Origin of the sequence: Salinibacterium sp. SWN139 (assembly GCF_015864625.1) — a bacterium.
Taxonomy (GTDB): domain Bacteria; phylum Actinomycetota; class Actinomycetes; order Actinomycetales; family Microbacteriaceae; genus Rhodoglobus.
Genome location: NZ_JADYWV010000003.1, coordinates 114,920 through 139,001, shown reverse-complemented (window position 1 = coordinate 139,001; position 24,082 = coordinate 114,920). Strand labels below are relative to the sequence as shown.

Genomic DNA, 24,082 nt, shown 5'->3' with positions numbered 1-24,082 from the left:
TTCGGTGTTTTGTGGTTAACGCCCGATGTTTGTGGATAGCCAACGGCACGGGCGGTTAGCCCGCTGCGCGGGTATCGATCCACTCGCTGAGATACTGCGCTGTTGCGCCGGTGCCCGCGGCAACCTCGCGGGGAGTTCCTGTGGCGACGATAGTGCCGCCCTTGTCTCCGCCGCTGGGGCCCAAGTCGATCACCCAGTCGCTGGCAGCAATCGTGGCGAGGTCGTGCTCGACGAGCACGACAGTGTTGCCGGCATCCACGAGTCGTTGAAGCTGCGCCAGCAAGAGCTCAGTATCCGACGGATGCAGCCCCGATGTAGGTTCGTCGAGCAGGTAGAGCGCATGGCCGCGACGCGCGCGCTGCAGCTCGGTCGCGAGCTTGATGCGCTGCGCTTCTCCACCGCTGAGTTCTGTGGCTGGCTGGCCGAGACGCAGGTAGCCGAGGCCAACATCGCGCAGGGTATCGAGGCTGCGCAGCGCCGAGGTGGATCCGGCGAAGAAGTCTGCGGCGGTGTTGACGGTCATGCCCAGTACTTCGGCGATGTTCTTGCCGAGGTAGGTGACCTCAAGTGTGTCGTCGTTGTAGCGGGCACCGTGGCACGTGTGACAGGGAGCGTACGTTCCGGGCAGGAACAGCAGCTCGACTGAGACGAAGCCTTCGCCCTGGCAGGTTTCGCAGCGTCCGCCGGCGACGTTGAAGGAGAACCTGCTCGCGGTGTAGCCGCGTGCCTGCGCTTCGTCGGTTGCTGCGAAGAGCTTGCGAACGACATCGAACATTCCGGTGTAGGTCGCGAGGTTCGAGCGTGGGGTGCGTCCGATGGGGCGCTGGTCGACAAGCACGAGACGGTCGAAAGAGTCGAGCCCGGTGGTGTCTTCGAGCGTCAGGTCATGGGGCTGGTCATCAGCTTCGGCCGTGTCATCCGGAGCAGTACCGAGATGAGAGCGCACCGCCTGCGCGAGTATCTGGGTCACGAGCGTTGACTTGCCCGAACCTGACACGCCCGTGACGGCGGTCATCACGCCAAGCGGGAAGTCGACGGTGAGATCGCGGATGTTGTGCAGCGATGCCTTGTCGAGGCGCACCCACGACTCCGGGGTGCGCACCTCGCGCAGCGGCTGCGCTTGCTGCGGAAAGAGATAGCGGGCGGTGATCGATTCGGGCACATCTTTGAGGCCGTCAACGGGGCCGGAGTAGACGAGCTGCCCGCCGCCTTCGCCAGCGCCGGGGCCGATGTCGACGATCCAGTCGGCTCGTCGAATCACATCGAGATCGTGCTCTACGACAAACAGGGAGTTGCCGGATGCCGTCAAACGGTCGAGCACTTTCAGTAGCGGTGCCGCATCCGCGGGGTGCAATCCCGCGGAGGGCTCGTCGAGCACATAGACGACGCCGAAGAGGCCGGAGCGCAGTTGGGTGGCGATGCGCAGGCGTTGTGCTTCGCCGGGGGAGAGCGTTGTGGAGTTGCGGCCGAGGCTGAGGTAGCCGAGACCGAGGTCGAGGAGCACCTCAACGCGGGCAATAACGTCGTCGCCGATCCGGCGCGCGACCTCGTTACCGTCGGAGGCATCGGCCGAACCATCGCTTTCGCGGGAGCCCATGCCGTCGCGGAGACGGTTGGCAAGATCAGTCAGCGGCACGGCATTCAGCTCGGCGATGCTGAGCCCAGCGAAGGTGACGGACAGCGCATTTGCCTGCAGGCCGCTACCACCACACTCGGGGCACGCCATGCTCTGCACGAAGCGGAGCGCTCGCTCGCGCATCCGCTCGCTCTGAGACTGCGAGAGCACGTTCATGGTGTGCTTGCGAGCACTCCAGAACTTGCCGTTGTAGCCGTGGTCGACGCGGCCCTCTTCGGGCTGGATGAAGACGGAAGGCTGTTCTTCGGTGTAGAGCAGCCAGTCGCGATCCTTGCGGCTGAGAGTGTTCCACGGTGCTCGAGTATCGATCCCAAGGCCGTTGACGATGCTCTTGAGGTTGGCGCCCTGCCACGCTCCGGGCCAAGCGGCGATCGCGCCGTCGCGAATCGAGAGCGTGGGGTCGGGAACGAGCAGATCTTCGGTCACATCGTGCACGACACCGAGGCCGTGACAGCGCGGGCAAGCTCCGGTCGCGGTGTTCGGCGAGAAGGCTTCGGCCGACAAATGGCTGACGCCAGCGGGGTATGTGCCGGCGCGGGAATACAACATGCGCAGCAGATTGGAGAGCGTAGTGATCGTGCCGACGCTCGAGCGCGAGCTTGGCGCTCCGCGACGCTGTTGGAGGGCGACAGCGGGTGGGAGGCCGGTGATGTCGGTGACGTCGGGCGCGCCGACCTGGTTGAGCAGGCGCCGAGCGTAGGGGGCGACCGACTCGAAGTAGCGCCGTTGGGCTTCGGCGTAGAGGGTGCCAAAGGCGAGAGAAGACTTTCCGGAACCGGAGATGCCAGTGAAAGCCACCATGCAATCTCGCGGCACATCGAGGTCGATGTTGGCGAGGTTGTTTTCGCGGGCCCCTCGAACGCGAACCCAGCCGTCACGATCATTGCTATTCATGGATGCTCCGTTCTCACGGCGTGCGGAGATTCCAAGTTCCTCGGCAGCGCGCGCTCTGTCGTGTGCGTACAGGGTGGCGGTAGTTGAACCACAGTACGGACACGATGCTGAGTGCCGGGTGAGCGTTCGCTGAGCGCGTTAGTCGCTGAGCTTGGTGAGTTGAAGGAGCCCGTCGCCCACGGGAATCAGCGAACTGATCACAGCGGTCGATTGGGAAATCTCTTTGAGCAGCGAACGGAAGTTTGAGACAGTGGCATCGCGCTGCGCGGGATCCGGCACGCGGTCACGCCAGAGAGCGTGCGCGACGGCCACAACACCACCGGGACGAACCAAGCGCAGGCCGTGTTCGACATACTCGATAACAGAGTGCGGGTCGGCGTCGATGAAGACGAGGTCGTAGCTCGACTCGTTCATGCGAGGAAGAACCTCGGCTGCTTTTCCACCGATCTGACGCACGCGATTCGCTTGAATGCCAGCCTCAGCGAACACGGAACGGGCCACCTGCTGGTGGTCAATCTCGGAGTCGATAGTGGTGAGCAAAGCGCCGGGGCTGCCTGCGAGCATCCACAGCCCACTAATGCCAACACCAGTGCCGACTTCGATGATGCTCTTGGCGCCCGTAGCGGCAGCGAGCAGGGCCAGCTGAGCACCGACCGCGGGGCTCACCGCTTCGATTCCTAGCTCGCTGGAATGTACGCGCGCCGCAGCGATCTCTGGGGGTTCGACGACGAACTCCTCGGCGTACTTCCAACTCAACTGCTTGTCTGACACATTGCTCCTATCGCTGTGGTCAACTGTAGACGCAGCGCGCGAAGGCAGCGGTAAGCTAAACGGGTGTCCTTCGGTCTCACATTCGACAAACTGCTGATCATCGGGATCATCGCTGTCTTTTTGCTTGGCCCCGACCGTTTGCCCTACTACGCATCTCAACTTGCACGCCTCGTCCGCTCGCTGCGTGACATGGCCAACGGCGCTAAAGATCGCATGCGTGAAGAGATGGGCCCCGACTTCGACGACATCGACTGGAAGCAGCTTGATCCGCGCCAGTACGACCCTCGCCGCATCATCCGCGATGCTCTTCTTGAAGATGAGACGCCGCCCGTCAAGGTGCGGCCTCCACGCTCAGCCGCGTATGCCGAACGGCAAGCAGCGCTCGCTGAACGCCAATCGCAACTCAAAGCTGAACTGAAGGCCGGCGAAGTCGCGCCCTTCGATAACGAAGCTACTTAGCTCCCCATCTTCCTCACGACCAGCCGCGGTTAGCGGCGGCGCAGCAGCTTCAGCACACCCAACAGCGTCACCATGAGGCCAGCCATCGCCGCAAATTCGGCCCCCGAGCGAGGGAGCTGCAAAATTCCGTTCGACTGCGAGACGGTGCGCGATTGCACGAAACGCAGGATGCCTTCTGGCCCGTTGCGGCGCCCTAAGCCTGAGTGCTTCATGCCGCCCATCGGCGCATCGACGCTCGAGAAGCTGCCACGGTAACCCTCGTTGATGTTGACGCTGCCCGCATCCAGTCGATCGGCCAAGCGACGAGCGTGAGCGATCGAACCGCTGAAGATGGAGGCATTGAGGCCGAACTCGGTGTCGTTAGCGCGGTTGATCGCGTCGGTGTCACTCTCGACACTCGTGATCGCGACCACCGGGCCAAACGTCTCGTTGGCAAAGCACTCCATCTCGGCGGTGACATCCGTCAGCACGGTCGGAGCGTAAAAGTAGGGGCCGAGATCGGGGCGGGGGATTCCTCCAGCGAGCACAGTGGCACCCTTGGTGACGGCATCCTCGACATGTGCTTGTACGCGTTCGAGTTGGGCCTTCGACGTGAGAGATCCCACGTCGCCCGAGTAGTCGAGGGCTGAGGTCTGGGAGAGAGCCTTCACGCGTTCGGCGAAGGCGCGAGAGAACTCCGCAGCGATCGACTTGTGCACGTAGATGCGTTCGATCGAAACGCACAACTGACCCATTGAGGCGAAGCAGGCGTAGACGGCATCCTCAGCGGCCTGCACTGGATCTGCATCGCCCAGCACGAGCAGAGGGTTCTTGCCGCCGAGCTCGAGCGAAGCGCCGATCAGACGCCCGGCCGCGCGCTTACCGACTTTGGTGCCCGTCGGCGTCGAGCCGGTGAAACAGATGTAGTCGCTGTTATCGACAACGGCATTGCCGACCTGGTCGCCGGGGCCCGCCATAATTGGCCAGACGGCAGCAGGCACGCCCGCATCAATGTAGGCCTCGCGAGTGGCGAGCATCGACAGCGCGCCCTGATTGTCGATCTTCTGGATGACGGCACTGCCGGCAGCGAGGGCGGGAACGATATCCATTGCCCCGAGTGCGATCGGATAGTTCCACGGCGTGACGACTCCGATGAGTTGCTTGGGGGAGTAGCTCACGTGCGTCGACATCAGCAGCGGAATGCCCGCCCGGCGACGCTTGGTGGCCAACACCCGCTCGGCAGAAACGGCGTAGTAGCGCGTGATCGTCGCGGCCTGAAAGATCTCTTCGAACGCTTGACCACGCGTCTTGCCCGACTCGGTTTGCAGCAGGTCGAGCAGCTCATCCTTGCGTTCCAGCAGCAGATCATGGGCGCGCAGCAGCACGCGGCGACGGTAGGCAAAGCCGGCGGACTGCCAGGCGCGCTGCGCTCGCCGGGCGGCTGTCGCGGCATCCCGAACATCGCGGGTCGAACTCTGCGGTAACTCATGCAGGGCCTTGCCCGTGAAGGGAGCAATCACGGTGGCCGTGTCGGAGGTGGTGCACCGCAGCTGGGCGACGAGAGTGTCGCGACGACGCGACCCGATCAGTGAAACGACTGTGTGAGGCGACATAACTCAACACTACGACCGTGCGCCACAATTTCGGCTGAGCAAAGCGCTAGGCTCACGAAGATGACGACCGCAGCGCCGCGAGCTCTTTCCCGAAGCTCCATCGCCACCTATGCCATCGGTTCTCTTGGCACCGGCGGTTTTGGTGCCCTGCCTGGGCTCGTGCTCGTGTACTACCTGACCGACACGCTGGGGATTGCGGCGCTTGCCGCCGGCATCCTCGTGACCGCAGCCAAAGTGTGGGACGTGATCATCGATCCTGTGATTGGTGCGCGTAGCGACCGCAGCCTGGCGCACCATGGCACTCGGCGACCGGTGATGCTTCTTGGTGCCATCCTGTTGCCGATCTTGTTTGTTCTCACGTTTGCGGTGCCGGCCGGCATTGGCCCGCTTGCGTCGGGCATCTGGGTGTTTATCGCCTTCGTTGCCACGGCAACCGCGTTCAGTATGTTCCAAGTGCCGTATATCGCCTTGCCTGCCGAACTCACCCGCAGCTATGACGAACGCACTCGGTTGCTCGCGGTGCGCGTAGTCGTGCTCACGGTAGCGATTCTGCTGTTCGGTGCTGGCGCACCAGAAATTCGTGATGCCTTTGCGGATGAACGGCTCGGCTATCTCGTGATGGCCGTTTCGGCCGCCGCGCTCATGGGCGTCTCGCTCGTAATTTCGTCGTTCTCGGCTCGCACCGGCACCGTCTCGCTGACGCCGACCGTGTCGATCGTTGACACCTATAAGTCGGGAATCGCCGCGCTCAAGCGGAGCCAGCCGTTCCGCGCCCTGCTGCTGACCTTCCTGCTGCAAGGGCTCGCCACGGGCGTCATGCTCGCGGGGGCGCAATACGTCGCGACGTGGGTGCTGGGCACCGGGGTAGCGATCCTGTTCGTGTCGCTCATCGGGCCAGCGCTGCTCTTCGCTCCGGTCTGGGCTGCCATCTCCCGCCGCATCGGCAAAGAGCGCGCCTTCGTGTGGGCCTCCGCCTGCTATGGCCTTGGCGCCCTGCTGATCGTGCCGCAACTGTGGGCCCCCGGCGCGTGGATCTACGCTCCTGTGGCGCTCGCCGGAGCTGGCTACGCCGGAATGCAAGCACTGCCCATGTCGATGCTGCCCGACGTGATCTCCCACGACTCCCGCCGGCACCGCATCGCCTCGGCCGGCACCTTCGGAGGAGTCTGGACTGCGGGGGAAACCACCGGCATGGCACTCGGAGCCACCGTGCTCACGACCGTGCTCGCGGCATCCGGTTACCTCGAATCAGTGGCCAACCAGACCGTGACCCAACCCGATTCGGCCATCGCCGGAATCATCATCAGCTTCAGCATCGTGCCCGCCGTGATCATCGGCCTCTCGCTGCTGACCTTTAGGCGCTACCCGTTGCGCCGCAGCGACATTGACCATGCCGATGCTGAACCACACCCCACAAGTGGCCCAACCACCACTTCGAACGATCAGGAGACCCGATGAAGTTCGACCACCAGCCCGCCGACATTCTTGAGCGCCTTAACGCGCTACGCGAAGCGGATGCTCCCACCCACGGCGGCCATGTGCTGTCGTATGTCTACGACTCCGGCCTCGCGGAGCTCGACGAGCTCGCAGCGCAAGCCATTCGTGCCGTGCAGCCCGTCAACGGCCTCGACCCGACCACCTTCACCTCGGTTGCCGTCATGGAACGCGAGGTTCTTGGCTTTGCCCGCGACATGCTCGGTGGCGACGAGGATGTCGTCGGCACCGTCACGACCGGCGGTACCGAAAGTTGTCTACTGGCCGTCAAGACGGCGCGCGACGTGTGGCGGGGAACCGGCGCCTCGGCGCGCACAGGAATGCCCCGGTTGCTGGCTCCCGTGACGGTGCATGCGGCGTTCCAGAAAGCGGCACACTACTTCGGGCTCGAACTGGATCTCGTGCCGGTGGGCCCGGGTGGCGATGTCGCCGCGAGCGATCTCATTGCACACATGGGCGACGATGTCGCTCTCGTCGTGGTGTCGGCTCCGAGCTATGCGCACGCGGCAATGGACCCCATCGTCGAGGTCGCGGCCGCAGCAGCCGAGCGCGGAATCGCCTGTCACGTTGATGCCTGCATCGGCGGCTGGGTGCTTCCGTTCTGGGAGGGCGTCGCCCCCTGGAACTTTGAAGTGCCGGGCGTCACGAGCATCAGCGCCGACCTGCACAAGTTTGGCTACTCGCCCAAGGGTGCCTCGGTGCTCCTGCAGCGCGGTCGTGACCGCCAACGCACACAATACTTCGCGACGACGCGCTGGCCGGGCTACCCGATCGTCAACCCCACCATCTTGGGCTCGAAGTCTGCAGGGCCACTCGCGGCTGCGTGGGCGATTATTCAGGCACTCGGCACGAGTGGGCTCGCCGAGCTCTCTGAGTCGTGTGCGCGGTCCACTCAGGCCCTGCGCGACGTCATCGGCGAGATTGAAGGCCTCCGCGTTGTGGGCAATCCCGTCGGGCCGCTGTTAGCTATCGCATCCGATGACTCGGTTGCTGTTGACCGCCGCGTTGACCCGCACCACTGGGCCGACCAAACACGCGAGCATGGCTTCTTGCTGCAACTGCAGCCCTCGCTCGTGCAGAGTGACGGAACGATGTTGCCCGCCACGACCCACCTCACTGTGACTCCCGTGACCGCGAACGTGCTCGATGACTTGAGCGCGGCGCTGCGGATGGCGGCTGACGAAGTGCGCGGCGTGCCCGCCGTCTCCGCAGAAGCTGTACTGGCCACGTTGCCGGCTGAGGCGCTCGCAGCGTTGGGGAACCTGGATGCCGCCCCCCTCGATTCCGCGACCGCAGCGGGCCTCCTCGGCGCGCTCGGCATCGGTGCTGGCGACCACGGCCTTCCCGAGCGGATGGCGCCACTGTTGGCCCTCATCGCCGCGATGCCCGCACCGCTCACCGAACGCCTGCTTATCGAGTTGCTCGCGCGACTGATCGAGCCGACCGAGTAGGGCGCCGTCGCTTCGAGCGTTACGAGACGGAGGCGGGTCGCGTCAGCCACACGTCGTGGTCGTCTTCGTCGTACGGCGTGAAGCCGTGTCGTTCGTAGAGCCGCAGCGCGGCGCTGCCCTGAAGCACCATGAGGCGAAAGGGGCGGTGGTCTGGCCGGGCGAGCACTTCGGCGAGAACCTGACTTCCGATGCCGTGCCCCTGCAGACGTGCGGGCAGGTAGAAGTGTTCGATCCAGCGGGCATCCGGTTCGTGGCGCACGCTAATCGAGCCGACATCGTTGCCAGCGACCCGAATGATCTGGGTGTTCTCGGGTGCGAAGGCATCGCTCATCCAGGTGCGCACCCGCACGGGATCGAAGAGGCCGTGCCGTTCAAGATCGGCTCGTAGTTCGATAGCGCGCAGGTCGAGTAACCAGTCGAGGTCGTGCGCGGTGCTGGGGCGTAGCGAGTATTCCACTCCGTGATTCTAAGCGGGCGGATGCGCGGCGGCGCTAGACCGTGTGCTCCCGTTCGAAGCGCGTCGCCTCATCGACGAGGGCTTTCACGACGGCGCGCACGGAGGGACGTTCGGCGCGGTCGGGGCGCAGCAGCGCCGAGATGAGCCTCGACGACGGCACACCTTTGAGGGGGCGTGTGATGAGGCCGTTCTCGCGGTCTCGGGTCGTGAAGCGCGGCAGGATAGCGATGCCGTGGCCGGCTGCCACGACGGCTTCAACGATGCTGTTGTCGGTGAGACGTTGCGCGACTTTGGCTGGCGCGCCATTCGCGGCCTCGATGCGGCGAAGGATGCGGTCGAAGGGCAACCCGGTCGGCACGCCGATCCACGTTTCGTCGAGAAGGTCAGCGGGGGTCAGTGCCGCCTTGCGGCCGAGCGGATGATCTTCGGGCAGAGCGACATCCAGAGACTCACGCATGAGCGGAACCACAGCGAGCCCCCGCTCGGTCCAGGCGGGCAGAACGTGCGGCGAGTCGGAGACGACAACGTCGTAGTCGGCGGTGAGGTTGGCGACATCTTCGAGCACAGAGTCTTGGTCGTGGCAGCTCAGAGTGAGCCCCTGCTGGCGATTCACGGCGTGAAAGAGCCCCGGCAACAACATCTCGCCGCCGGTGGGGAAGATGGTCATGGTGACGTCACCGCGGGGGGACTCTCGAAAGTCGTTCCACAGCGCTTCGGCTTTCTCGATTGCGGTAGCCACATCGGCCGCGGTGTGGGCGAGCGCCCGGCCGGCCGACGTCAAGACGATGCCGCGACCTACGCGCTCGGTGAGAGGGATTCCGGCCTCGCGTTCCAGAATTTTGAGCTGCTGAGAGACGGCCGAGGGCGTGCGCATCGTTGCCTTAGCGACTGCCGTAATGCTGCCGCGGTCAGCCAACTCCCGCAGCAGTTCCAGACGCCGTATCTCCATGTAGTTAGCCTACAAGGTTAGCTAAGAAAGATCATCTTGTTCTAAAAGGTTTCCGAACGTCAGAATATAGACATGAACTTCGAACTAATCATCATCGCGGCACTTGCTGCAACCGGCATCGCCGCAACCCTGCGTGCCGTTGCAACCGACGGATACCGTCGCGTGCCCACCCGTCGCTACAACACCATGCCGTAGCCAACCGCCAGCCGGTTTACGCAACACCACAGCAATTACTGCTGTGGTGTTTTTGCGTTAACGGGGCGAACGAGCTGGCGGCGACTACTGCTCTTCGTCATCCCACACGAGGATGTCGCCGGGCTGGCAATCCAGGACTCGACAGATCGAATCCAGAGTTGAAAACCGCACGGCCCGAGCTCGCCCGTTCTTGAGCACGGCGACGTTGGCGGGGGTTATTCCTACGGCCTCGGCAAACTCTCCCACTAACATTCCGCGCTCGAGGAGAAGACGGTCGATGAGGATGCGTATCGCCATTACACCACCTCATCAAGTTCGGTTCTCATCAGCACCGCTCGCTGCAGCAGAGATCTCAGCACGAGGAGAACGAGGAAGAGTGTCACACCGACCAGAACGCTCGCGATAACCGCGAAGGCCAGCAGCGGTGGGCCTGGGATGAAAGCGAGCGTTGCTCCCGCTAAAACGGTGGCAACCGCAACGCTGGTGGCGAGCAGGTTTACTAAGCGTGCTGCATCAGGATTGAAGATCTCGTCTTGCCGAATAAAGCCGACCAGAACGGCTGTGGACGCGAGAATCACCTCAACGCAGAGCCCAAAAGCGAGCCCTAAGGTGAGCAGCGGGACCCGCAGGTCGTTGAACTCTGGATACTCGGTTGCGGCCAGCTGCGATAGCGGCACTAGGGCGATGCAACTCGCTAATACAGCGATCGCGAGCAGGCCGAGCGCAATCCACGTCGCTATTGCTGCGCCAAGAGAAGGCCGGGGTGGAGAAACTTCCATGCATCGATAATCGATGCATATCTATCGAAAGTCAATAGCCTGCTTTCGGGATGCCGTGCTGCGTAGGCGTCCAGATGCCGCAGTGCAGAACAGCAGTGCTAGCGCGGGCTGAGGCCGAGCTTGCGGCCGGCAACGCTGCGCTTGAGCGAACGGAGAGTCGTGGCAAGAGCCGTGATGGCCTGAGCTGCCGGATCCGCGGGAGCCGCGATCACCACGGGAACCCCGGAATCGCCACCTTCGCGCAGGGCGATACTGAGCGGAATGGACGCGAGCACCGAGACTGGTTCGTCTGGCGTGGAGAGCTTGGCCGCGGCATCCGCCCCACCACCAGAACCAAAAAGTTCGAGCACGCTGCCGTCGGGCTGGGGGAGACCGGCCATGTTTTCGATGACGCCGATGACCCGCTGACCGGTTTGGCGAGCGACAAGCCCGCTACGTTCCGCAACATCGGCGGCGGCCGACTGCGGAGTCGTGACAACCACGACATCGGAGTGCGGCAGCAGTTGCCCGAGGGAGATCGCGACGTCACCCGTGCCGGGCGGAAGGTCGAGCAGCAGCACGTCGAGGTCGCCGAAGAAGACATCGGTCAAGAATTGCTGAATCGTACGGTGCAACATCGGTCCACGCCACGAGACAGCAGTGTTGTCTTCGACGAACATGCCAATCGAGATGACTTTTACGTCATAGGCGACGGGCGGCAGAATCATCTCGCCCACCTGGGTGGGCTTGGCGCCATGCAAACCGAGCAGGCCGGGAATCGAGAAGCCGAACACATCGGCATCGATTACGCCGACGCGCAGACCGCTCTGAGCAAGTGAGACCGCGAGGTTCGCGGTGAGTGTCGACTTGCCGACCCCGCCCTTGCCACTTGTCACGGCCACGATCTGGGTCAGCGACTCCGGCCCGAATTGCATCGTCTTGGGCTTGCCCTTGCGCAGCTTTTCGGTGAGAGCAGTGCGCTGCGCCGGCGACATGATCGACACGTCGACGGTCACCGCCGTGATGCCGGCCACACGCTCGGTAGCCTCGCGCACGTCGCGTTCGATCGAGGTTGCGGCCGGGCATCCGACAATCGTCAAAGTTAGGCCCACGGATGCCGCACCCGCGTCATCGACAGATACCCCAGAGATCATGTCGAGCTCTGTCACTGGTCGCCGAATCTCGGGGTCAATCACCGAGGCGAGGGAGGAGAGTACCGCGGCTTCGAGCTCAGCGTTCACGGTTCTCCGTGTCGGCTTCGGCGTCTTTCTCAAGCTCTTCGAGCAGGCCACGAAGCTCCGCGCGGATGAAGTCCTTGCTGGCGAGGTCAGTCATGGCGAGGCGCAGTGCCACGACCTCGCGGGCCAAGTACTCGGTGTCGTTGAGGTTGCGTTCTGCGCGCTGCCGGTCTTGTTCAATCTGCACGCGGTCGCGGTCATCTTGACGGTTCTGGGCGAGCAGAATCATGGGCGCAGCGTAGGAGGCCTGCAACGACAGGATGAGCGTGAGCAGGGTGAAGTTGGTGGAGCGCGGGTCAAACTGTGCATCCAGAGGCGCGCTTGTGTTGTAGATCAACCAGACGCCCACGAAGGCGGAAAGACCGACCAGGAACCACGGGGTTCCCATGCCGCGAGCGAAAGCCTCTGAGTAGCGGCCCATACGGTCGCGACTCTGGAACATGCCGAACCCGCTGCGCAAACCCTTGGGGGTGTCGAGGCGCATGTCATTGCGCTGTGATCGAAGTGACCGCTTAGCTAGTGCCACGGGGTGCCCTCCCTGCGCGAATTTCTTTCTGCTGAACGATGGTTAGAGGTCTCGTAGAGGTGTCGTCGAAGCTCGCCGACTCGTCGGTGGTACTTCGCCAGTCATCGGGAAGCAGATGGTCAAGCACGTCGTCAATGGTCACCACCCCGAGCAAACGATGGTTGTCATCGACCACGGGCACTGACACGAGGTCATAACTCGCCAGAATGCGCGACACTTCTGCGGCAGTCGTGGACGAGCGTACCGGTTCAAGCGATTGGTCGATCAGGGCACCCAGGCGTTCATTGGGTGGGTAGCGCAGCATCCGTTGAAAGTGCACCATGCCGAGCAGGCGGCCGGTCGGCGGCTCATACGGCGGCAGCGTGACGCAAATGGCGGCACCGAGTGCCGGGGCAAGGTCGTGACGACGAATGAGGGCCAGACCCTCAGCAACAGTGGCGTCGGCAGACACAATGATGGGCTCGGTGGTCATGAGTCCACCTGCCGTGTCGGGAGCGTAGCTGAGCAAGAAGCGCACATCTTCGGCTTCTTCGGGCTCCATGAGGTCGAGCAGTATCTCGCCGCGCTCATCGCTGAGGTGGGCGATGAGGTCGGCAGCGTCATCCGGCTGCATCTCGTCGAGCACGTCGGCGGCACGATCATCGTCGAGCTTATTGAGCAGCGCGACCTGTTCGTTTTCGGGCATCTCTTCGAGCACATCAGCGAGGCGGTCGTCAGAAAGTTCTTCAGCCACTTCCATCATGCGCTGCTCGGGAAGTTCGAGCATCGCATTGGCGAGGTCGGCAGGCAAAAGATCAGAGAAGCTCGCAACGAGCTGAGTCGCCGATTGGGCCTCGCCCTCGTGCGTGTTGTGCTTCAGTTCATCCCACTCGGCAAAGTCGGTGGGGCCCTTCGCGAAGAGCGGCGAACCGCTAGCCTTCGGGCGACGCAAGAAGAGCTGGCTGATCTCCCACTCGCCAATGTCGACCTCTTCGATCGACACGTCTTCGATTTGAGCTTCGCCAGAGCCATCGCGCATCGACACGCGCCGACCCAAGAGCTCAGCCATGACACGGATCTCGCCTCCGCGCTGTTCGAAGCGGCGCAAGTTCAAAAGCCCCGTGGTGATGATCTGCCCGGAGCCAATGCTCGTGACGCGACCAATAGACAAGAAAACATGGCGTTTACCGGGAACCTCAGCGATCATTCCGACCACGCGAGGGCTCGCATCACCACGCTCAACAACCAGCACGTCGCGAACCTTGCCCACACGGTCGCCGTTGGGGTCGAAAATTGAGCAGCCCACCAACCGGGCAACGAATACTCTTGAGGTGCTCACAAGTAAAACCCTACCCCTGCATGGGAGAATGAACCGATGAGTAACTTCACTGGATTTTCCCGCCGCGCACCGCTTCAGTCGAGCGTGCCCCGCGGAGACGTGCTTGGCAGGTATGCCAGCTATACCGACGCCCAAGCCGTAATCAACCAACTGGCCAAAGCAGAATTCGATATCAAAGGCGTCGCGATCGTCGGTCGCGAGCTCACGACGGTAGAAGTGGTTACCGCGCGCCTCAGTTATGGCCGTGCCGCACTCTCCGGCGCCACCAGCGGTGCCTGGCTTGGACTCTTCTTCGGACTGATCTCGACGATCATTTCGCCCTTCACCACGCAACAGATCGGCATCTTCTTTGCCGCCATCGTGGCCGGTGCCGGAATCGGAATGATCTTCGGCGTCGTCAACTACTCGATCATGCGCAAGCGTCGCGACTACGCGGCAACCTCACAACTGCTGGCTGATCACTACGACATCATCATCGCGCCCGGCCTCACCGCCAAGGCTCACACAATCCTCGGCACGGCTGCCAGCGCGCAGGGCGTGCATTCAGCACCGCACGTACCTACCCCGACTGAAGCTCCCACCTCGACAGAAACTGTCGGGAGCAGCGATACCGTCGGATCGGATGCCGATAGCGCCGACAGCGCACGCTCAGACGACGCCGCCAAATAGCGGCCAAGCACCGCTCAGTAGCGGTGCCGATATGGCGCGCGCCGCACTGGGCTGACGCGCGCCTCCACAACTAGGAGCGGGCGATCCACGCTTCGACGGCATCCGCTGTTCTCGGGATGTTCACCGACAGGTTCTCAGCGCCGTCTTCGGTGACGACAATGTCGTCTTCGATGCGCACGCCGATGCCGCGGTATTCCTCGGGAACAGTGAGGTCATCAGGCTGGAAGTAGAGGCCGGGCTCGATCGTGAAGACCATGCCGGGCTCCAGCACGCCATCAAGGTACATGTCGCGACGGGCTGCAGCGCAGTCGTGCACGTCAATGCCGAGGTGGTGGCTCGTGCCGTGCACCATGTAGCGGCGGTGGAACTGCTTGTCAGCCTCCAACGACTCTTCGGCCGAGACGGGCAGGAAACCCCACTCAGCGGTCTTCTCAGCGATGACACGCATTGCTTCGGCGTGGATGTCGCGGAACTTGATTCCGGGGCGCACGATAGCGAACGCCGCATCCGCCGCTTCCAGCACCGCGTTGTACACGCGACGCTGCACCTCGGTGAAGGTGCCGCTGATGGGCAGGGTGCGAGTGATGTCGGCCGTGTAGTAGCTGTCGAGCTCAATGCCGGCGTCGATGAGGATGAGGTCGCCGGCATTGACCGGCCCATCGTTGCGAGTCCAGTGCAAGACGCACGCGTGCGGGCCTGACGCGGCAATGGTGTCGTAACCGACAGTGTTGCCCTCGGCGCGGGCGCGACGGTTGAAGGTGCCCTCCACGAGGCGCTCGCCGCGGGTGTGCTGCACGATGTTGGGCAGGTCAGCGATGACGTCGTTGAAGCCCAGCTGCGTGGCGTCAACAGCCGCGCGCATTTCAGTGATCTCGTAGGAATCCTTGACGAGGCGTAGCTCGCTCAGGTCGCGGCTCAGCTCGTCGTCGCCATCGTGCTCAAGAGCCTCAGAGTCGGCAACGAGCAGGCGGCGGCCATCAACCTGGTCAGTGACATCGCGGTCGGCGTCGCGCACGATCAGCGTTGAGGCGTCGACGCTGTCGAGCACGGCCTCAAACTCGACCAGCGGCAGAGTTGCCAGGCCGAGATCGGTAGCAACGTTCTCCAGCGAGGGGCGCGGTCCGGTCCAGAATTCTCCGACATCCGGGTTGGCATAGAACTCGCTCGTATCGCGGCCGGCAGCCGGACGGAAGTACAGGGTGGCCGAGTGGCCAGTAGCGGTGGGCTCCATTACGAGAACACTGCCGGCAACAACATCCGAACCCCACCCGGTGACGTGCGCAAAGGTGGAGTGAGCGCGGAATGGGTAGTCGGTGTCGTTAGAGCGAACCTTGGCGGCGCCTGCCGGAATGATGAGGCGCTGGCCGACATGAAGCTGTGAGAGGCGCTCACGGCGCGCAGCGGCAAAAGCAGACTGCTCGCGGGGAGTGACCTCGGCGTCAACGCGCTCAGCCCACCCCGAAGAGATGTACTCAGCGAAGCCCGAAGACTGCGGAGTCGTAGAACGGTTAGAGGTCGCGCGGGGGCTGGGTGCCGAAGTATCTGCCATACCTCTAGTGTCTCTCGTTAGGCTGCAAAAAGCACTATCGAGAGGGACCCTCAGGGTTCGCCTGATTGCGCGGTAGTCGGCGCTCAGGCTGGGTGGCTACTGAGTGCGTGACAGCGTCGCAAGAATCGGGCGGTGGTCGCTGCCGAAGCCGTCGTGCGACTCGATCACGCGCATCCCCGTCGTGGTCCACTCGCTTGTGGACATCACATGGTCAATGGGGGCGCCCAAGAGCGAAGGCAACTGGGTCGGCCACGTGCCGATCGCGGCGTTATCGGTCGCGGACGCGGCATCCGTGCAACTGCCGAGAGCAAAATCCGCCCCATCGGTGAGGGAGGCATAGTGGTCGAGGGTCGAATTGAAATCCCCAGCGAGGATGACATTGCTGCCGCGACACTGTTCGGCCAACCAATCGAGGTCGGTGCGCCAATTCGTCATCTCACCTCGCACGGGGGCGACGGCGTGCACGGCCACAATCGTGGGATTGGCGGGGTCTTGAGGAATCGCTACGACACTCGGCAGAGTCGAGGTGGTTCGCGCTTGCAGGTCAACGTCATATTCGCCGAGGGCAACGCTGATGAGCACTGTTGTCGATCGTGACTTCGAAATCTGGTCGTAGGCGAGAGTGTGAACCCACATTGGTCGGTCTGCTGCCGCCATCAGCTGGGCAACTTCGAAGCCCAACTCTCGGGTGCTCTCCGGAAGGCTCACAATGTCGGCGTCGTTCTCGAGCGCAAGATCAGCAATCGCTTGAGCGCCGGGAGCGTCGCCGAGCGTGTTCCACGACAGCACCGTTACATCGCCCTCAGCTTTCGTCTCAAAGCCTGGGCTTCCGAAACCACGCGTGGCCAACACCACGAGAGTGAGCGCGCTAAACGCGAGCGCCACCACCGCTAGCGATGCCGCGAAGCGGTGCATCCGCGCCGATAACAGAGCAATGAGTGTCAACGCCAGTACGGCCACGAAAGCGGCAGCAGCGCTGAGCCCGCGCATCGATACCACCTGGGCAGCACCAACCGTCTGTTCCAGAGAGAACAGCTGAGGCCAGGCCGCGACAATAAGGGCGGCAGCGGTGGCGAGTATAAAGATCGCCGCAAGAAAGCGTTGAATCATAGCGACCTGAGCCTAGAGCAATAGGCTTGCATAATGCTCAACACCCCGATCGACCTGCACACTCATAGTGCCGTGTCTGACGGTACCGAAACCCCTACCCAGCTGGTGCGCTCCGCCGCCCGCGCTGGATTGGGAACGGTAGCGCTCACCGACCACGACTCCACCGCTGGCTGGCACGAGGCCATTTCTGCGGCATCCGCGTCAGGGATCAATGTGATTCCGGGCATGGAATTGAGCACCAACTTCGGGCCAGCGAGCGTTCATGTGCTCGCTTACCTCTTCGACCCGCTCAATCGCACCATTGTGACCGAAACGGCGCGCATCCGTGATGGTCGGCTTCGTCGCGCCGAACGAATCGTCGAAAAGATTGCCCTCGACTACGACCTGACCTGGGATGATGTGCTCGCCGAATCGTCCGACGGCACCACGCTGGGGCGCCCCCACATTGCCGACGCGCTCGTGCGCAAAGGGCACGTCGCCAACCGCAGTGCCGCGTTTGAAAGCATCCTGCACTGGCAGGGCGGCTACTACGAGAAGTACTACGCGCCCAGCCCGCTCGAGGGAGTGAAGATGATCGTCGCTGCCGGGGGAGTGCCCGTGCTCGCGCATCCGGCCGCCCATGGAAAGTATCGATCGATGGATGACTCAGTCATTCGTGAACTCGTCGACAACGGCCTGTTCGGGCTTGAGGTTCACCACCGCGACAACACCGAAGAGGGCAAAGCCTGGCTGCTGACGGTCGTCAAGAAATTCGGGCTCGAAATTACCGGGTCGAGTGACTATCACGGCGAAGGCAAACCCAACCGTCTTGCCGAAAACACCACGGACCCTGAAGTGCTTGAGAAAATCATCGCCCGCGCGACCGGCTCACAGCCGTTCATCGCGAACCCCACACCGTAACGACCGCGTGGCCTGAGAGGCCGCGCACCCGCAGCACCCCGCCGAGTAGGAGACAGCATGACTAGCAATGCCGAACAGTGGAACGCCCTCACCCCCGAACTTTTGCGCAGCCGTGGAAGCAACAAATGGACGGCGCCCGAAGGTGAACTGCTCTGCGCTGGCGTCGCCGAAATGGATTACGGCACCGCCCCCGCCGTGCTTGACGAGTGGGCCGCGATCGCTGAGCGCCTCGAGTTCGGTTACCCCGCAGAATCCGTGGCCCTCGAGATGAACGCGGCGACAGCGAAATGGCACCGCGAGCAGTACGGCTGGAACGTGGATGCCGCCGACGTTCACCCGCTCCCTGACGTTCTCAAGGGGCTCGAGCTCGCCATCCTCGAGTTCAGTAAGCCTGGTGCGCCGGTAATCGTGCCGACCCCCGCTTACATGCCGTTTTTGATGTTGCCGAAGAGTTTTGGCCGCGAGGTCATCGAGTCGCCCATGCTGCGCGGCGACGACGGCAGCTTCTCGCTGGACCTTGACGACATCGCTCAGCACTTCGCCGCTGGTGCGAACCTCTTCGTGCTCGCCAACCCCGGCAACCCGACAGGCAAAGTCTTCACCGCCGCTGAGTTGTCGGCGCTCGCCGATGTCGCTGACGCCCACGGTGCTCGCATTTTCAGTGACGAGATCCACTCGCCGCTCACTCTCTTCGGCAACAAGCACGTGCCGTTGGCGAGTGTTTCGGATGCCGGAGCACGCGTTGCGATCACCGCAACCAGCACGTCGAAGGCCTTCAACCTGCCCGGGCTCAAGTGTGCGCAAATTATCCTGAGCAACGACGCCGACCGCACGCTGTGGGAAACAATCGGCTGGATGGCGTCCCACGGTGCCAGCACGCCCGGCATGCGCCTCAACACCGCCGCGTACCTCGGTGGCGAGCCGTGGCTTGGCGAAGTGCGTGAGTACATCGAAGGCAACATCGAGTATGCGCGGGCGGCGCTCGCCGAGCTGCTGCCGGAGGCTCGCATGGCTCCGATGCAGGGCACTTACCTGTCCTGGCTTGACTTGCGCGCCTACTCGGACGAGCCAGAACTCTCCGAGATGTTGGCAGAGAAGGCGGGCATCCGAGTCAATGGCGGTGTCGGCTACGGCGCTGTCGGGGCCGGCCACATTCGTATGAACCTCGCAACGTCGCGCCCCATTCTGGAGCGAATCATTGCGCAGCTCGCTGCGGCGATGACGGCCTAGTCGCCCTAAACGCAGAACGCCTCTGGCCGAGAAAAGCACGGCCGTGGGACACTAATCGCATGAGCCTTGTCGAGAACTCAAAGCTGACCATTGTTGGAGCCGGAAGTGTGGGGGCGAGCGCCGCCTATGCTGCCCTGATCAGAGGGTCGGCCCGCCAAATAGCCCTGTATGACATCGCGACGAAAAAGGTGGATGCCGAAGTTCTCGACCTTTCCCACGGCACTCAGTTCACGGGGTCGAGCCAAATTATGGGCGGTAGCGATATCTCGGTCGTGAAGGGATCGCACGTCGTAGTGATCACGGCTGGCGCGAAGCAGAACCCCGGCCAATCCCGCATCGAACTTGCTGATGTCAACGCCCGCATTATCGGTTCGATGATGCCGCAGCTCATGGAAGTCGCGCCTGACGCGATCTACATCATTGTGACCAACCCCTGTGATGTGCTCACGGTGCTCGCTCACGAGCAGTCGGGGCTTCCGCCCGAGCGTATCTTTGCGTCCGGCACCGTGCTCGATACCTCGCGGCTGCGCTGGAAGCTTGCCGAGCGCGCCGGCGTCTCACCTTCTAGCGTTCACGCGTCGATCATTGGCGAGCACGGCGACTCCGAGTTTCCGCTGTGGTCACGCGCCACCATCGGTGGGGTTCCGATTCTGGAATGGCAACGCGACGGCCACCCCCGCATGACAGAAGCAGAGCTCGATGACATCGCCGACGGCGTCCGCAACGCCGCCTACAAAGTTATCGAGGGCAAGGGCGCGACGAACTATGCGATCGGGTTGTCGACTGCCCACATCGTGGAGGCGATCCTCGGTGACAAGCACTCCGTTATGCCAGTTGCTCCCGTGCTCACTGACTTCCATGGAATCAGCGGTGTCGCGCTGTCGGTACCCTGCATCGTGAGTGCCTCCGGCGCAGTACCGATCAAAGAAACCACCTTCAGCGAGACGGAGCTCCGCCTCCTTACCGAGTCCGCGACAACACTGCGTGGTGTTGCTGACTCGTTACGACCGTAGAAGTGTTGCTAGCAGCGACTTCGGCCTCGATGTCGCAGCCATTGTCGCGACTTCTGCCGAGGTGGAGCGGATGTCGGTGGTGTCGTTTTCGACGAGCATCCGGCAATCGTCGATAGCGCTCTGAAGCAGCGCTTTCAGTCGTTGGTCGGCGCCGGGCGAGCACGCGCAGGCGATACCAATCACTGAGCTGCGGATGATCGACTGGGTCATTCGCGTCACGTCCCGAGGTCGACGACCTCGACCGTTGTCGGGGCAATCCGCACTGAATTTGCGCGCCCAGAATTCGGACGCTGGTGCCTGAGCGAACGCCGCAGTGACAAGATCAGCCAGATCGTCGTCGGTGTGAGGCTCGATAATCGCCAGCTGTGATTGCGTAGCAATGATGCCGACAGCGAGAGCCCGTTGCCGTCCTTCGCTGGCGATCGGTAGCGCGGCGGTTGCCGCGCGCAGTGCGATACGAAGTTCTAGGCGCGGGTCGTCGCTCGTCAGCCCGATGACGGAGGGGATGAGCTCGACCAGCTCTGAGCGGTGCTGGTCGGGGGTGCAGTCATTGACGAGACGCGCCAGAACGGCGAGTGCCGGATGAGTGCACGAGGGATGGTCGCTCCACTTTTCGCCCGCGAGGTAAGAGGCGAACTCCATGAAGCAGCCGCCTCGGCGGGGAGTGCGATGGCGTCCAGCCGCGAGAACGGGCATGAAATCTGGTGATGAGTTCTTCTGTTGCACCGGCATTGATCTCCTCCTTGGCTACCGCGCGCTGAGGAACATTTTTTCTATTGTGCGCCTGTTCTGGCGATAAAACCAGAGCTGGCGCGCACCGCATTGAGAGCGTTTATGGGCAGCGGCAGGCGGCGCCGCGCACAACGAAGAAAGCCCCACGCGAGGTGGGGCTTTCTAATGAATCGGACGAGCGGCGTGCGCTATGCGGTCGGAGGCGCAGTCGGTGCGCCTTCGTTTCCGCCACGACGACGACGCGTGCGCTTGCGACGGGCGGGTGCTCCTCCGTCGTGGGTGCCGCCACCTTCGGGGCGGTTGCTGTCGTCGGTGGCGCGGGCGCTGGCTACCGAGCTGCCTTCGCTCGATCGTGCACTGGTGGTGGAGCCAGAACCCGATCCCGATCCCGACCGCGTGCGGTTGCGGGGAGGGCGTGAGGAATCGGTTGAACGCTGCGATCCACGACCGCCGCCCGATCCCGATCCCGATCCGGAACCTGAAGCAGCACCGCTGGCGCGCACTGCCGGGGCGTGCGATCCGGGGAGACGGCCCTTGGTGCCCTCAGGGATGTCGAGGTCAGTGAAAAGGTGCGGGCTCGACGAGTAGGTCTCGGTTGGCTCGGGGATGCCCATTTCGAGCGCCTTGTTGATGTGCGTCCACTTGAGCATGTCTGCCCAGTCCACGAATGTGACAGCAACACCGGTCTTGCCGGCGCGGCCCGTGCGGCCGGCGCGGTGCAGGTACGTGTCGTGGTCGTCGGGGATGGTGTGGTTGATCACGTGCGTGACGTCGTTGACGTCGATGCCTCGTGCCGCAACATCCGTCGCAATGAGAATGTCTTTCTTGCCCGCCTTGAACGCTGCCATGGCGCGCTCGCGCTGCTCTTGGTTGAGGTCACCGTGCACGGCGGCAGCGTTGAAGCCACGGTCGTTCAGCTCTTCAACGAGCTTGGCAGCGGCACGCTTGGTGCGCGTGAAGACAACCGTCTTGCCTCGACCCTCAGACTGCAGGATGCGCGCAATAACTTCGTCTTTGTCGAGATTGTGAGCGCGGTAGACGACGTGCTTGATGTTCTTCTGCGTCAGGCCCTCGTCGGGGTCAGTGGCGCGGATGTGGATCGGCTTGTTCATGAAGCGACGAGCGAGAGCCACGATCGGGCCGGGCATCGTTGCCGAGAACAGCATCGTGTGGCGGGTAGGAGGAGTCTGAGCAAACAATTTCTCGATGTCGGCAAGGAAGCCGAGGTCGAGCATCTTGTCAGCCTCATCCAGAACCATGACCTTGATGTCCTTGAGCGAGAGCATGCGCTGGCTGGCGAGGTCGAGCAAACGACCGGGCGTGCCGACGATAACTTGGGCGCCGGCCTTGATCTGTTCGACCTGACCTTCGTACGCCTTGCCGCCGTAAATAGCGGCGATCTTGGTCGAGCGGTTGGATGCCGCGAGCACGAGGTCTTCAGCTACCTGAACACACAGTTCGCGAGTCGGCACCACGATGAGTGCCTTTACTCCGGGCTCGGGATCTTTGCCGAGCGACTGCAGTACGGGAAGCCCGAAGCCGAGAGTTTTACCGGTACCGGTCTTAGCCTGACCGATGATGTCCTGGCCTGCGAGGCCCATAGGAATGGTTTGGGTTTGGATCGGGAACGGTTCGATGATGCCCTTGGTGGCAAGAGCATCGACCATGTCCTGATCGATATTAAGTTCTGAAAAAGTCACGTATGAAGCCCGTCTAGGTGCGATGCGCCCTTTTTGACCTGGGGCGCCGGACCCCCTCCTGAGTCGGGGGGATGCCCGCAGTTTAGCGGGTTCTGCTGGGTCGAGGCCGTGAATTGAGGCGGCGAGGCGGGTTGTTGCACCTGCGCAGGTCTCTCACACGCTCTAAGCTGGCTCCGTGGTTAAGTGGTTTTCGCGCAAGCCAGGTCGCATCGAAGTGCCTCGCCTTCGGTCACGGTCTGATGTTGCAGCGACCGAAAAAGTAGCCCTCGCGGAGTTCACTCCCGACATTCTCGCCTTCTTGGGGCGCGCAGCGTATGTGCAGCTCAAGATCTTTGAGAACCTTTCGCGCGTCATCGCTAACGCCCCGACGACGGCGGCGAAGACCGCGATCGGTAAGGCCGCAGAGCTGTCGCTGTCGAAGCACCGTCAGCTGGTAGACGAAATCACCAAGGCCGGCGGCTCACCAGCGGAAGTGATGGACCCCTTTACTGAGTCGGTCGACAACTTCGAGCGCATCTCTCGCGGCGCCGATTGGTATGAAGCACTCATTACGGCCTATCTGAGTGCCGGATTCTTTGACGACTTCTATGCGCTGCTTGCGGCCGGACTGCCGTCAGAATCCCACTCCCGCCTGGTCGCGATTTTCCGCGGAGAATCCGGCGAGAAAGTTCTCGCGGAGTACTTGCAGGCAGCGATCGACGCAAACCCTCGCCTCGATTCACGGCTCGCCATGTGGGGCCGTCGTCTCATGGGCGACATGATGCTGTTGGCGCGATCGGCGCTCGTCTTTCCCGACCACACTCGCACCACCGAGGCGCAGGTTGAGCCGGTATTCACCGAACTTATCGCGGCGCACACGCGCCGCATGGATGCGCTCGGCCTCACCGCCTAGCGAGCTGCGTTCAGTTAGCCGCGTGAGAGCGTTTCGAAAGAACGCACGTCGGCGGCTTCGCGGTGGCGCGGCAGGCGGATGGCGACGACCAGAGCCACGGCAATGCCGGCAAGCAGGCTTGCAACCCAGATCCAGCCGCCGTCAAAGGTCAAACCGACCCACACGAGGGCGACCCACACCGTTGCGGTAACCGCAGCACCGACAGCGGGCAGCAGCGCCGCACCGTACATGCCGCGCGACGGCAGCAGGTAGCGGATGATGGTTGCGAGCGACGCTCCGATGACGGTGACGAACAGCAGTTCCACTGTTAGGCCACGAATCCGATGCGGCGCGACTCTTCTTCGCCGAGTTCGACGTAGGAGACTGACGCGGTAGGAACGATGTAAAGCTTGCCCTTGGCGTCACGCAGGCTGACGTACTTGGCATCCGAGTTCAATGCCTCGGCGATGATGGTCTCGACCTCGCTCGACGACTGTGCCGACTCGAAGTTGATCTCACGGGGGCTGTTGTTGATACCGATGCTAATGTCCACGACCCAAGATTACGACA

The 24,082-nt window shown here is 63.0% G+C and carries 25 protein-coding genes; 9 read left to right on the top strand and 16 right to left on the bottom strand.

Annotated elements, in window-relative coordinates:
• Positions 1 to 55: 55 nt before the first annotated feature.
• Together uvrA and I6E74_RS10620 are read right to left on the bottom strand one after the other, a co-directional pair.
• Entirely contained in the window at positions 56 to 2,530 is a 2,475-nt protein-coding gene (gene uvrA / locus I6E74_RS10625) for an excinuclease ABC subunit UvrA (RefSeq protein WP_197125538.1), read from the bottom strand.
• 138 nt (positions 2,531 to 2,668) lie between these two features.
• On the bottom strand, positions 2,669 to 3,301 hold the full coding sequence (locus I6E74_RS10620) for an O-methyltransferase (RefSeq protein ID WP_197125536.1): 633 nt from the start codon (positions 3,299 to 3,301) through the stop codon (positions 2,669 to 2,671).
• 63 nt (positions 3,302 to 3,364) lie between these two features.
• Between I6E74_RS10620 and I6E74_RS10615 the strand changes: the two genes are divergently transcribed.
• On the top strand, positions 3,365 to 3,760 hold the full coding sequence (locus I6E74_RS10615; protein WP_197107371.1) for a sec-independent translocase: 396 nt from the start codon (positions 3,365 to 3,367) through the stop codon (positions 3,758 to 3,760).
• A 29-nt stretch (positions 3,761 to 3,789) separates the two neighbouring features.
• On the opposite strand, the gene I6E74_RS10610 is transcribed toward I6E74_RS10615, so the two are convergent.
• On the bottom strand, positions 3,790 to 5,352 hold the full coding sequence (locus I6E74_RS10610) for a succinic semialdehyde dehydrogenase (protein WP_197125534.1): 1,563 nt from the start codon (positions 5,350 to 5,352) through the stop codon (positions 3,790 to 3,792).
• A 60-nt stretch (positions 5,353 to 5,412) separates the two neighbouring features.
• Here I6E74_RS10610 and I6E74_RS10605 point away from each other — a divergent pair, with 60 nt between their 5' ends.
• Both I6E74_RS10605 and I6E74_RS10600 read left to right on the top strand, forming a co-directional pair.
• The gene (locus I6E74_RS10605; RefSeq protein ID WP_197125531.1) at positions 5,413 to 6,810 is read left to right on the top strand and encodes an MFS transporter; all 1,398 of its coding nucleotides are present in this window, start codon (positions 5,413 to 5,415) and stop codon (positions 6,808 to 6,810) included.
• Positions 6,807 to 8,297, top strand: a complete 1,491-nt coding sequence (locus tag I6E74_RS10600) for an aminotransferase class V-fold PLP-dependent enzyme (RefSeq protein ID WP_197125529.1) — start codon at positions 6,807 to 6,809, stop codon at positions 8,295 to 8,297. Before I6E74_RS10605 ends, I6E74_RS10600 begins: the two co-directional genes overlap by 4 nt.
• Before the next feature lie 19 nt (positions 8,298 to 8,316).
• Here I6E74_RS10600 and I6E74_RS10595 read toward each other — a convergent pair whose 3' ends face one another.
• Together I6E74_RS10595 and I6E74_RS10590 are read right to left on the bottom strand one after the other, a co-directional pair.
• Entirely contained in the window at positions 8,317 to 8,754 is a 438-nt protein-coding gene (locus tag I6E74_RS10595; protein ID WP_197125527.1) for a GNAT family N-acetyltransferase, read from the bottom strand.
• Positions 8,755 to 8,788: 34 nt separating this feature from the next.
• Entirely contained in the window at positions 8,789 to 9,703 is a 915-nt protein-coding gene (locus I6E74_RS10590; RefSeq protein WP_197125525.1) for a LysR family transcriptional regulator, read from the bottom strand.
• 72 nt (positions 9,704 to 9,775) lie between these two features.
• Between I6E74_RS10590 and I6E74_RS14610 the strand changes: the two genes are divergently transcribed.
• Positions 9,776 to 9,898 (top strand): hypothetical protein, encoded by a 123-nt coding sequence (locus tag I6E74_RS14610; protein ID WP_255529165.1) that lies wholly within the window; start codon positions 9,776 to 9,778, stop codon positions 9,896 to 9,898.
• Between the two features lie 84 nt (positions 9,899 to 9,982).
• Here the strand turns inward: I6E74_RS14610 and I6E74_RS10585 are convergent, their stop codons facing one another.
• From I6E74_RS10585 to I6E74_RS10565, 5 genes are all read right to left on the bottom strand, one after another.
• Positions 9,983 to 10,195, bottom strand: a complete 213-nt coding sequence (locus I6E74_RS10585; protein ID WP_197125523.1) for a helix-turn-helix transcriptional regulator — start codon at positions 10,193 to 10,195, stop codon at positions 9,983 to 9,985.
• Positions 10,195 to 10,677, bottom strand: a complete 483-nt coding sequence (locus tag I6E74_RS10580) for a DUF2975 domain-containing protein (protein ID WP_197125521.1) — start codon at positions 10,675 to 10,677, stop codon at positions 10,195 to 10,197. Before I6E74_RS10580 ends, I6E74_RS10585 begins: the two co-directional genes overlap by 1 nt.
• 98 nt (positions 10,678 to 10,775) lie before the next feature.
• Positions 10,776 to 11,897, bottom strand: coding sequence for a P-loop NTPase (locus I6E74_RS10575; protein WP_197125519.1), 1,122 nt, complete (start codon positions 11,895 to 11,897; stop codon positions 10,776 to 10,778).
• Entirely contained in the window at positions 11,887 to 12,378 is a 492-nt protein-coding gene (locus tag I6E74_RS10570; RefSeq protein ID WP_197126352.1) for a DUF1003 domain-containing protein, read from the bottom strand. Before I6E74_RS10570 ends, I6E74_RS10575 begins: the two co-directional genes overlap by 11 nt.
• 28 nt (positions 12,379 to 12,406) lie before the next feature.
• Positions 12,407 to 13,738, bottom strand: coding sequence for a magnesium transporter MgtE N-terminal domain-containing protein (locus I6E74_RS10565; protein WP_197125517.1), 1,332 nt, complete (start codon positions 13,736 to 13,738; stop codon positions 12,407 to 12,409).
• A gap of 36 nt (positions 13,739 to 13,774) precedes the next feature.
• Here I6E74_RS10565 and I6E74_RS10560 point away from each other — a divergent pair, with 36 nt between their 5' ends.
• Positions 13,775 to 14,407 carry a general stress protein gene (locus tag I6E74_RS10560; RefSeq protein WP_197125515.1) on the top strand — a complete coding sequence of 211 codons (633 nt, stop codon included), beginning with the start codon at positions 13,775 to 13,777 and terminating at the stop codon, positions 14,405 to 14,407.
• Between the two features lie 70 nt (positions 14,408 to 14,477).
• On the opposite strand, the gene I6E74_RS10555 is transcribed toward I6E74_RS10560, so the two are convergent.
• Positions 14,478 to 15,956 (bottom strand): aminopeptidase P family protein, encoded by a 1,479-nt coding sequence (locus I6E74_RS10555; protein ID WP_197125511.1) that lies wholly within the window; start codon positions 15,954 to 15,956, stop codon positions 14,478 to 14,480.
• Positions 15,957 to 16,052: 96 nt separating this feature from the next.
• A complete protein-coding gene (locus I6E74_RS10550) occupies positions 16,053 to 17,066 on the bottom strand; it encodes an endonuclease/exonuclease/phosphatase family protein (RefSeq protein WP_197125510.1) in 1,014 nt (337 codons plus the stop codon).
• A gap of 33 nt (positions 17,067 to 17,099) precedes the next feature.
• Between I6E74_RS10550 and I6E74_RS10545 the strand changes: the two genes are divergently transcribed.
• The 3 genes from I6E74_RS10545 to I6E74_RS10535 are packed head-to-tail and all read left to right on the top strand — an operon-like array spanning position 17,100 to position 20,209.
• Entirely contained in the window at positions 17,100 to 17,966 is an 867-nt protein-coding gene (locus I6E74_RS10545; protein WP_197125509.1) for a PHP domain-containing protein, read from the top strand.
• A 57-nt stretch (positions 17,967 to 18,023) separates the two neighbouring features.
• Entirely contained in the window at positions 18,024 to 19,196 is a 1,173-nt protein-coding gene (locus I6E74_RS10540) for a MalY/PatB family protein (RefSeq protein ID WP_197125507.1), read from the top strand.
• Between the two features lie 59 nt (positions 19,197 to 19,255).
• Positions 19,256 to 20,209 carry an L-lactate dehydrogenase gene (locus I6E74_RS10535; RefSeq protein WP_197125505.1) on the top strand — a complete coding sequence of 318 codons (954 nt, stop codon included), beginning with the start codon at positions 19,256 to 19,258 and terminating at the stop codon, positions 20,207 to 20,209.
• Here I6E74_RS10535 and I6E74_RS10530 read toward each other — a convergent pair.
• Both I6E74_RS10530 and I6E74_RS10525 read right to left on the bottom strand, forming a co-directional pair.
• A complete protein-coding gene (locus I6E74_RS10530) occupies positions 20,198 to 20,941 on the bottom strand; it encodes a hypothetical protein (RefSeq protein WP_197125504.1) in 744 nt (247 codons plus the stop codon). The two genes, I6E74_RS10535 and I6E74_RS10530, sit on opposite strands and share 12 nt — an antisense overlap.
• Before the next feature lie 188 nt (positions 20,942 to 21,129).
• On the bottom strand, positions 21,130 to 22,641 hold the full coding sequence (locus I6E74_RS10525) for a DEAD/DEAH box helicase (protein ID WP_197125503.1): 1,512 nt from the start codon (positions 22,639 to 22,641) through the stop codon (positions 21,130 to 21,132).
• Positions 22,642 to 22,816: 175 nt separating this feature from the next.
• Here I6E74_RS10525 and I6E74_RS10520 point away from each other — a divergent pair, with 175 nt between their 5' ends.
• Positions 22,817 to 23,533, top strand: a complete 717-nt coding sequence (locus I6E74_RS10520) for a ferritin-like fold-containing protein (RefSeq protein ID WP_197125502.1) — start codon at positions 22,817 to 22,819, stop codon at positions 23,531 to 23,533.
• A gap of 14 nt (positions 23,534 to 23,547) precedes the next feature.
• On the opposite strand, the gene I6E74_RS10515 is transcribed toward I6E74_RS10520, so the two are convergent.
• Together I6E74_RS10515 and I6E74_RS10510 are read right to left on the bottom strand one after the other, a co-directional pair.
• Entirely contained in the window at positions 23,548 to 23,838 is a 291-nt protein-coding gene (locus I6E74_RS10515) for a hypothetical protein (protein WP_197125501.1), read from the bottom strand.
• Between the two features lie 2 nt (positions 23,839 to 23,840).
• On the bottom strand, positions 23,841 to 24,065 hold the full coding sequence (locus I6E74_RS10510) for a DUF3107 domain-containing protein (RefSeq protein ID WP_129073342.1): 225 nt from the start codon (positions 24,063 to 24,065) through the stop codon (positions 23,841 to 23,843).
• Positions 24,066 to 24,082: the final 17 nt, after the last annotated feature.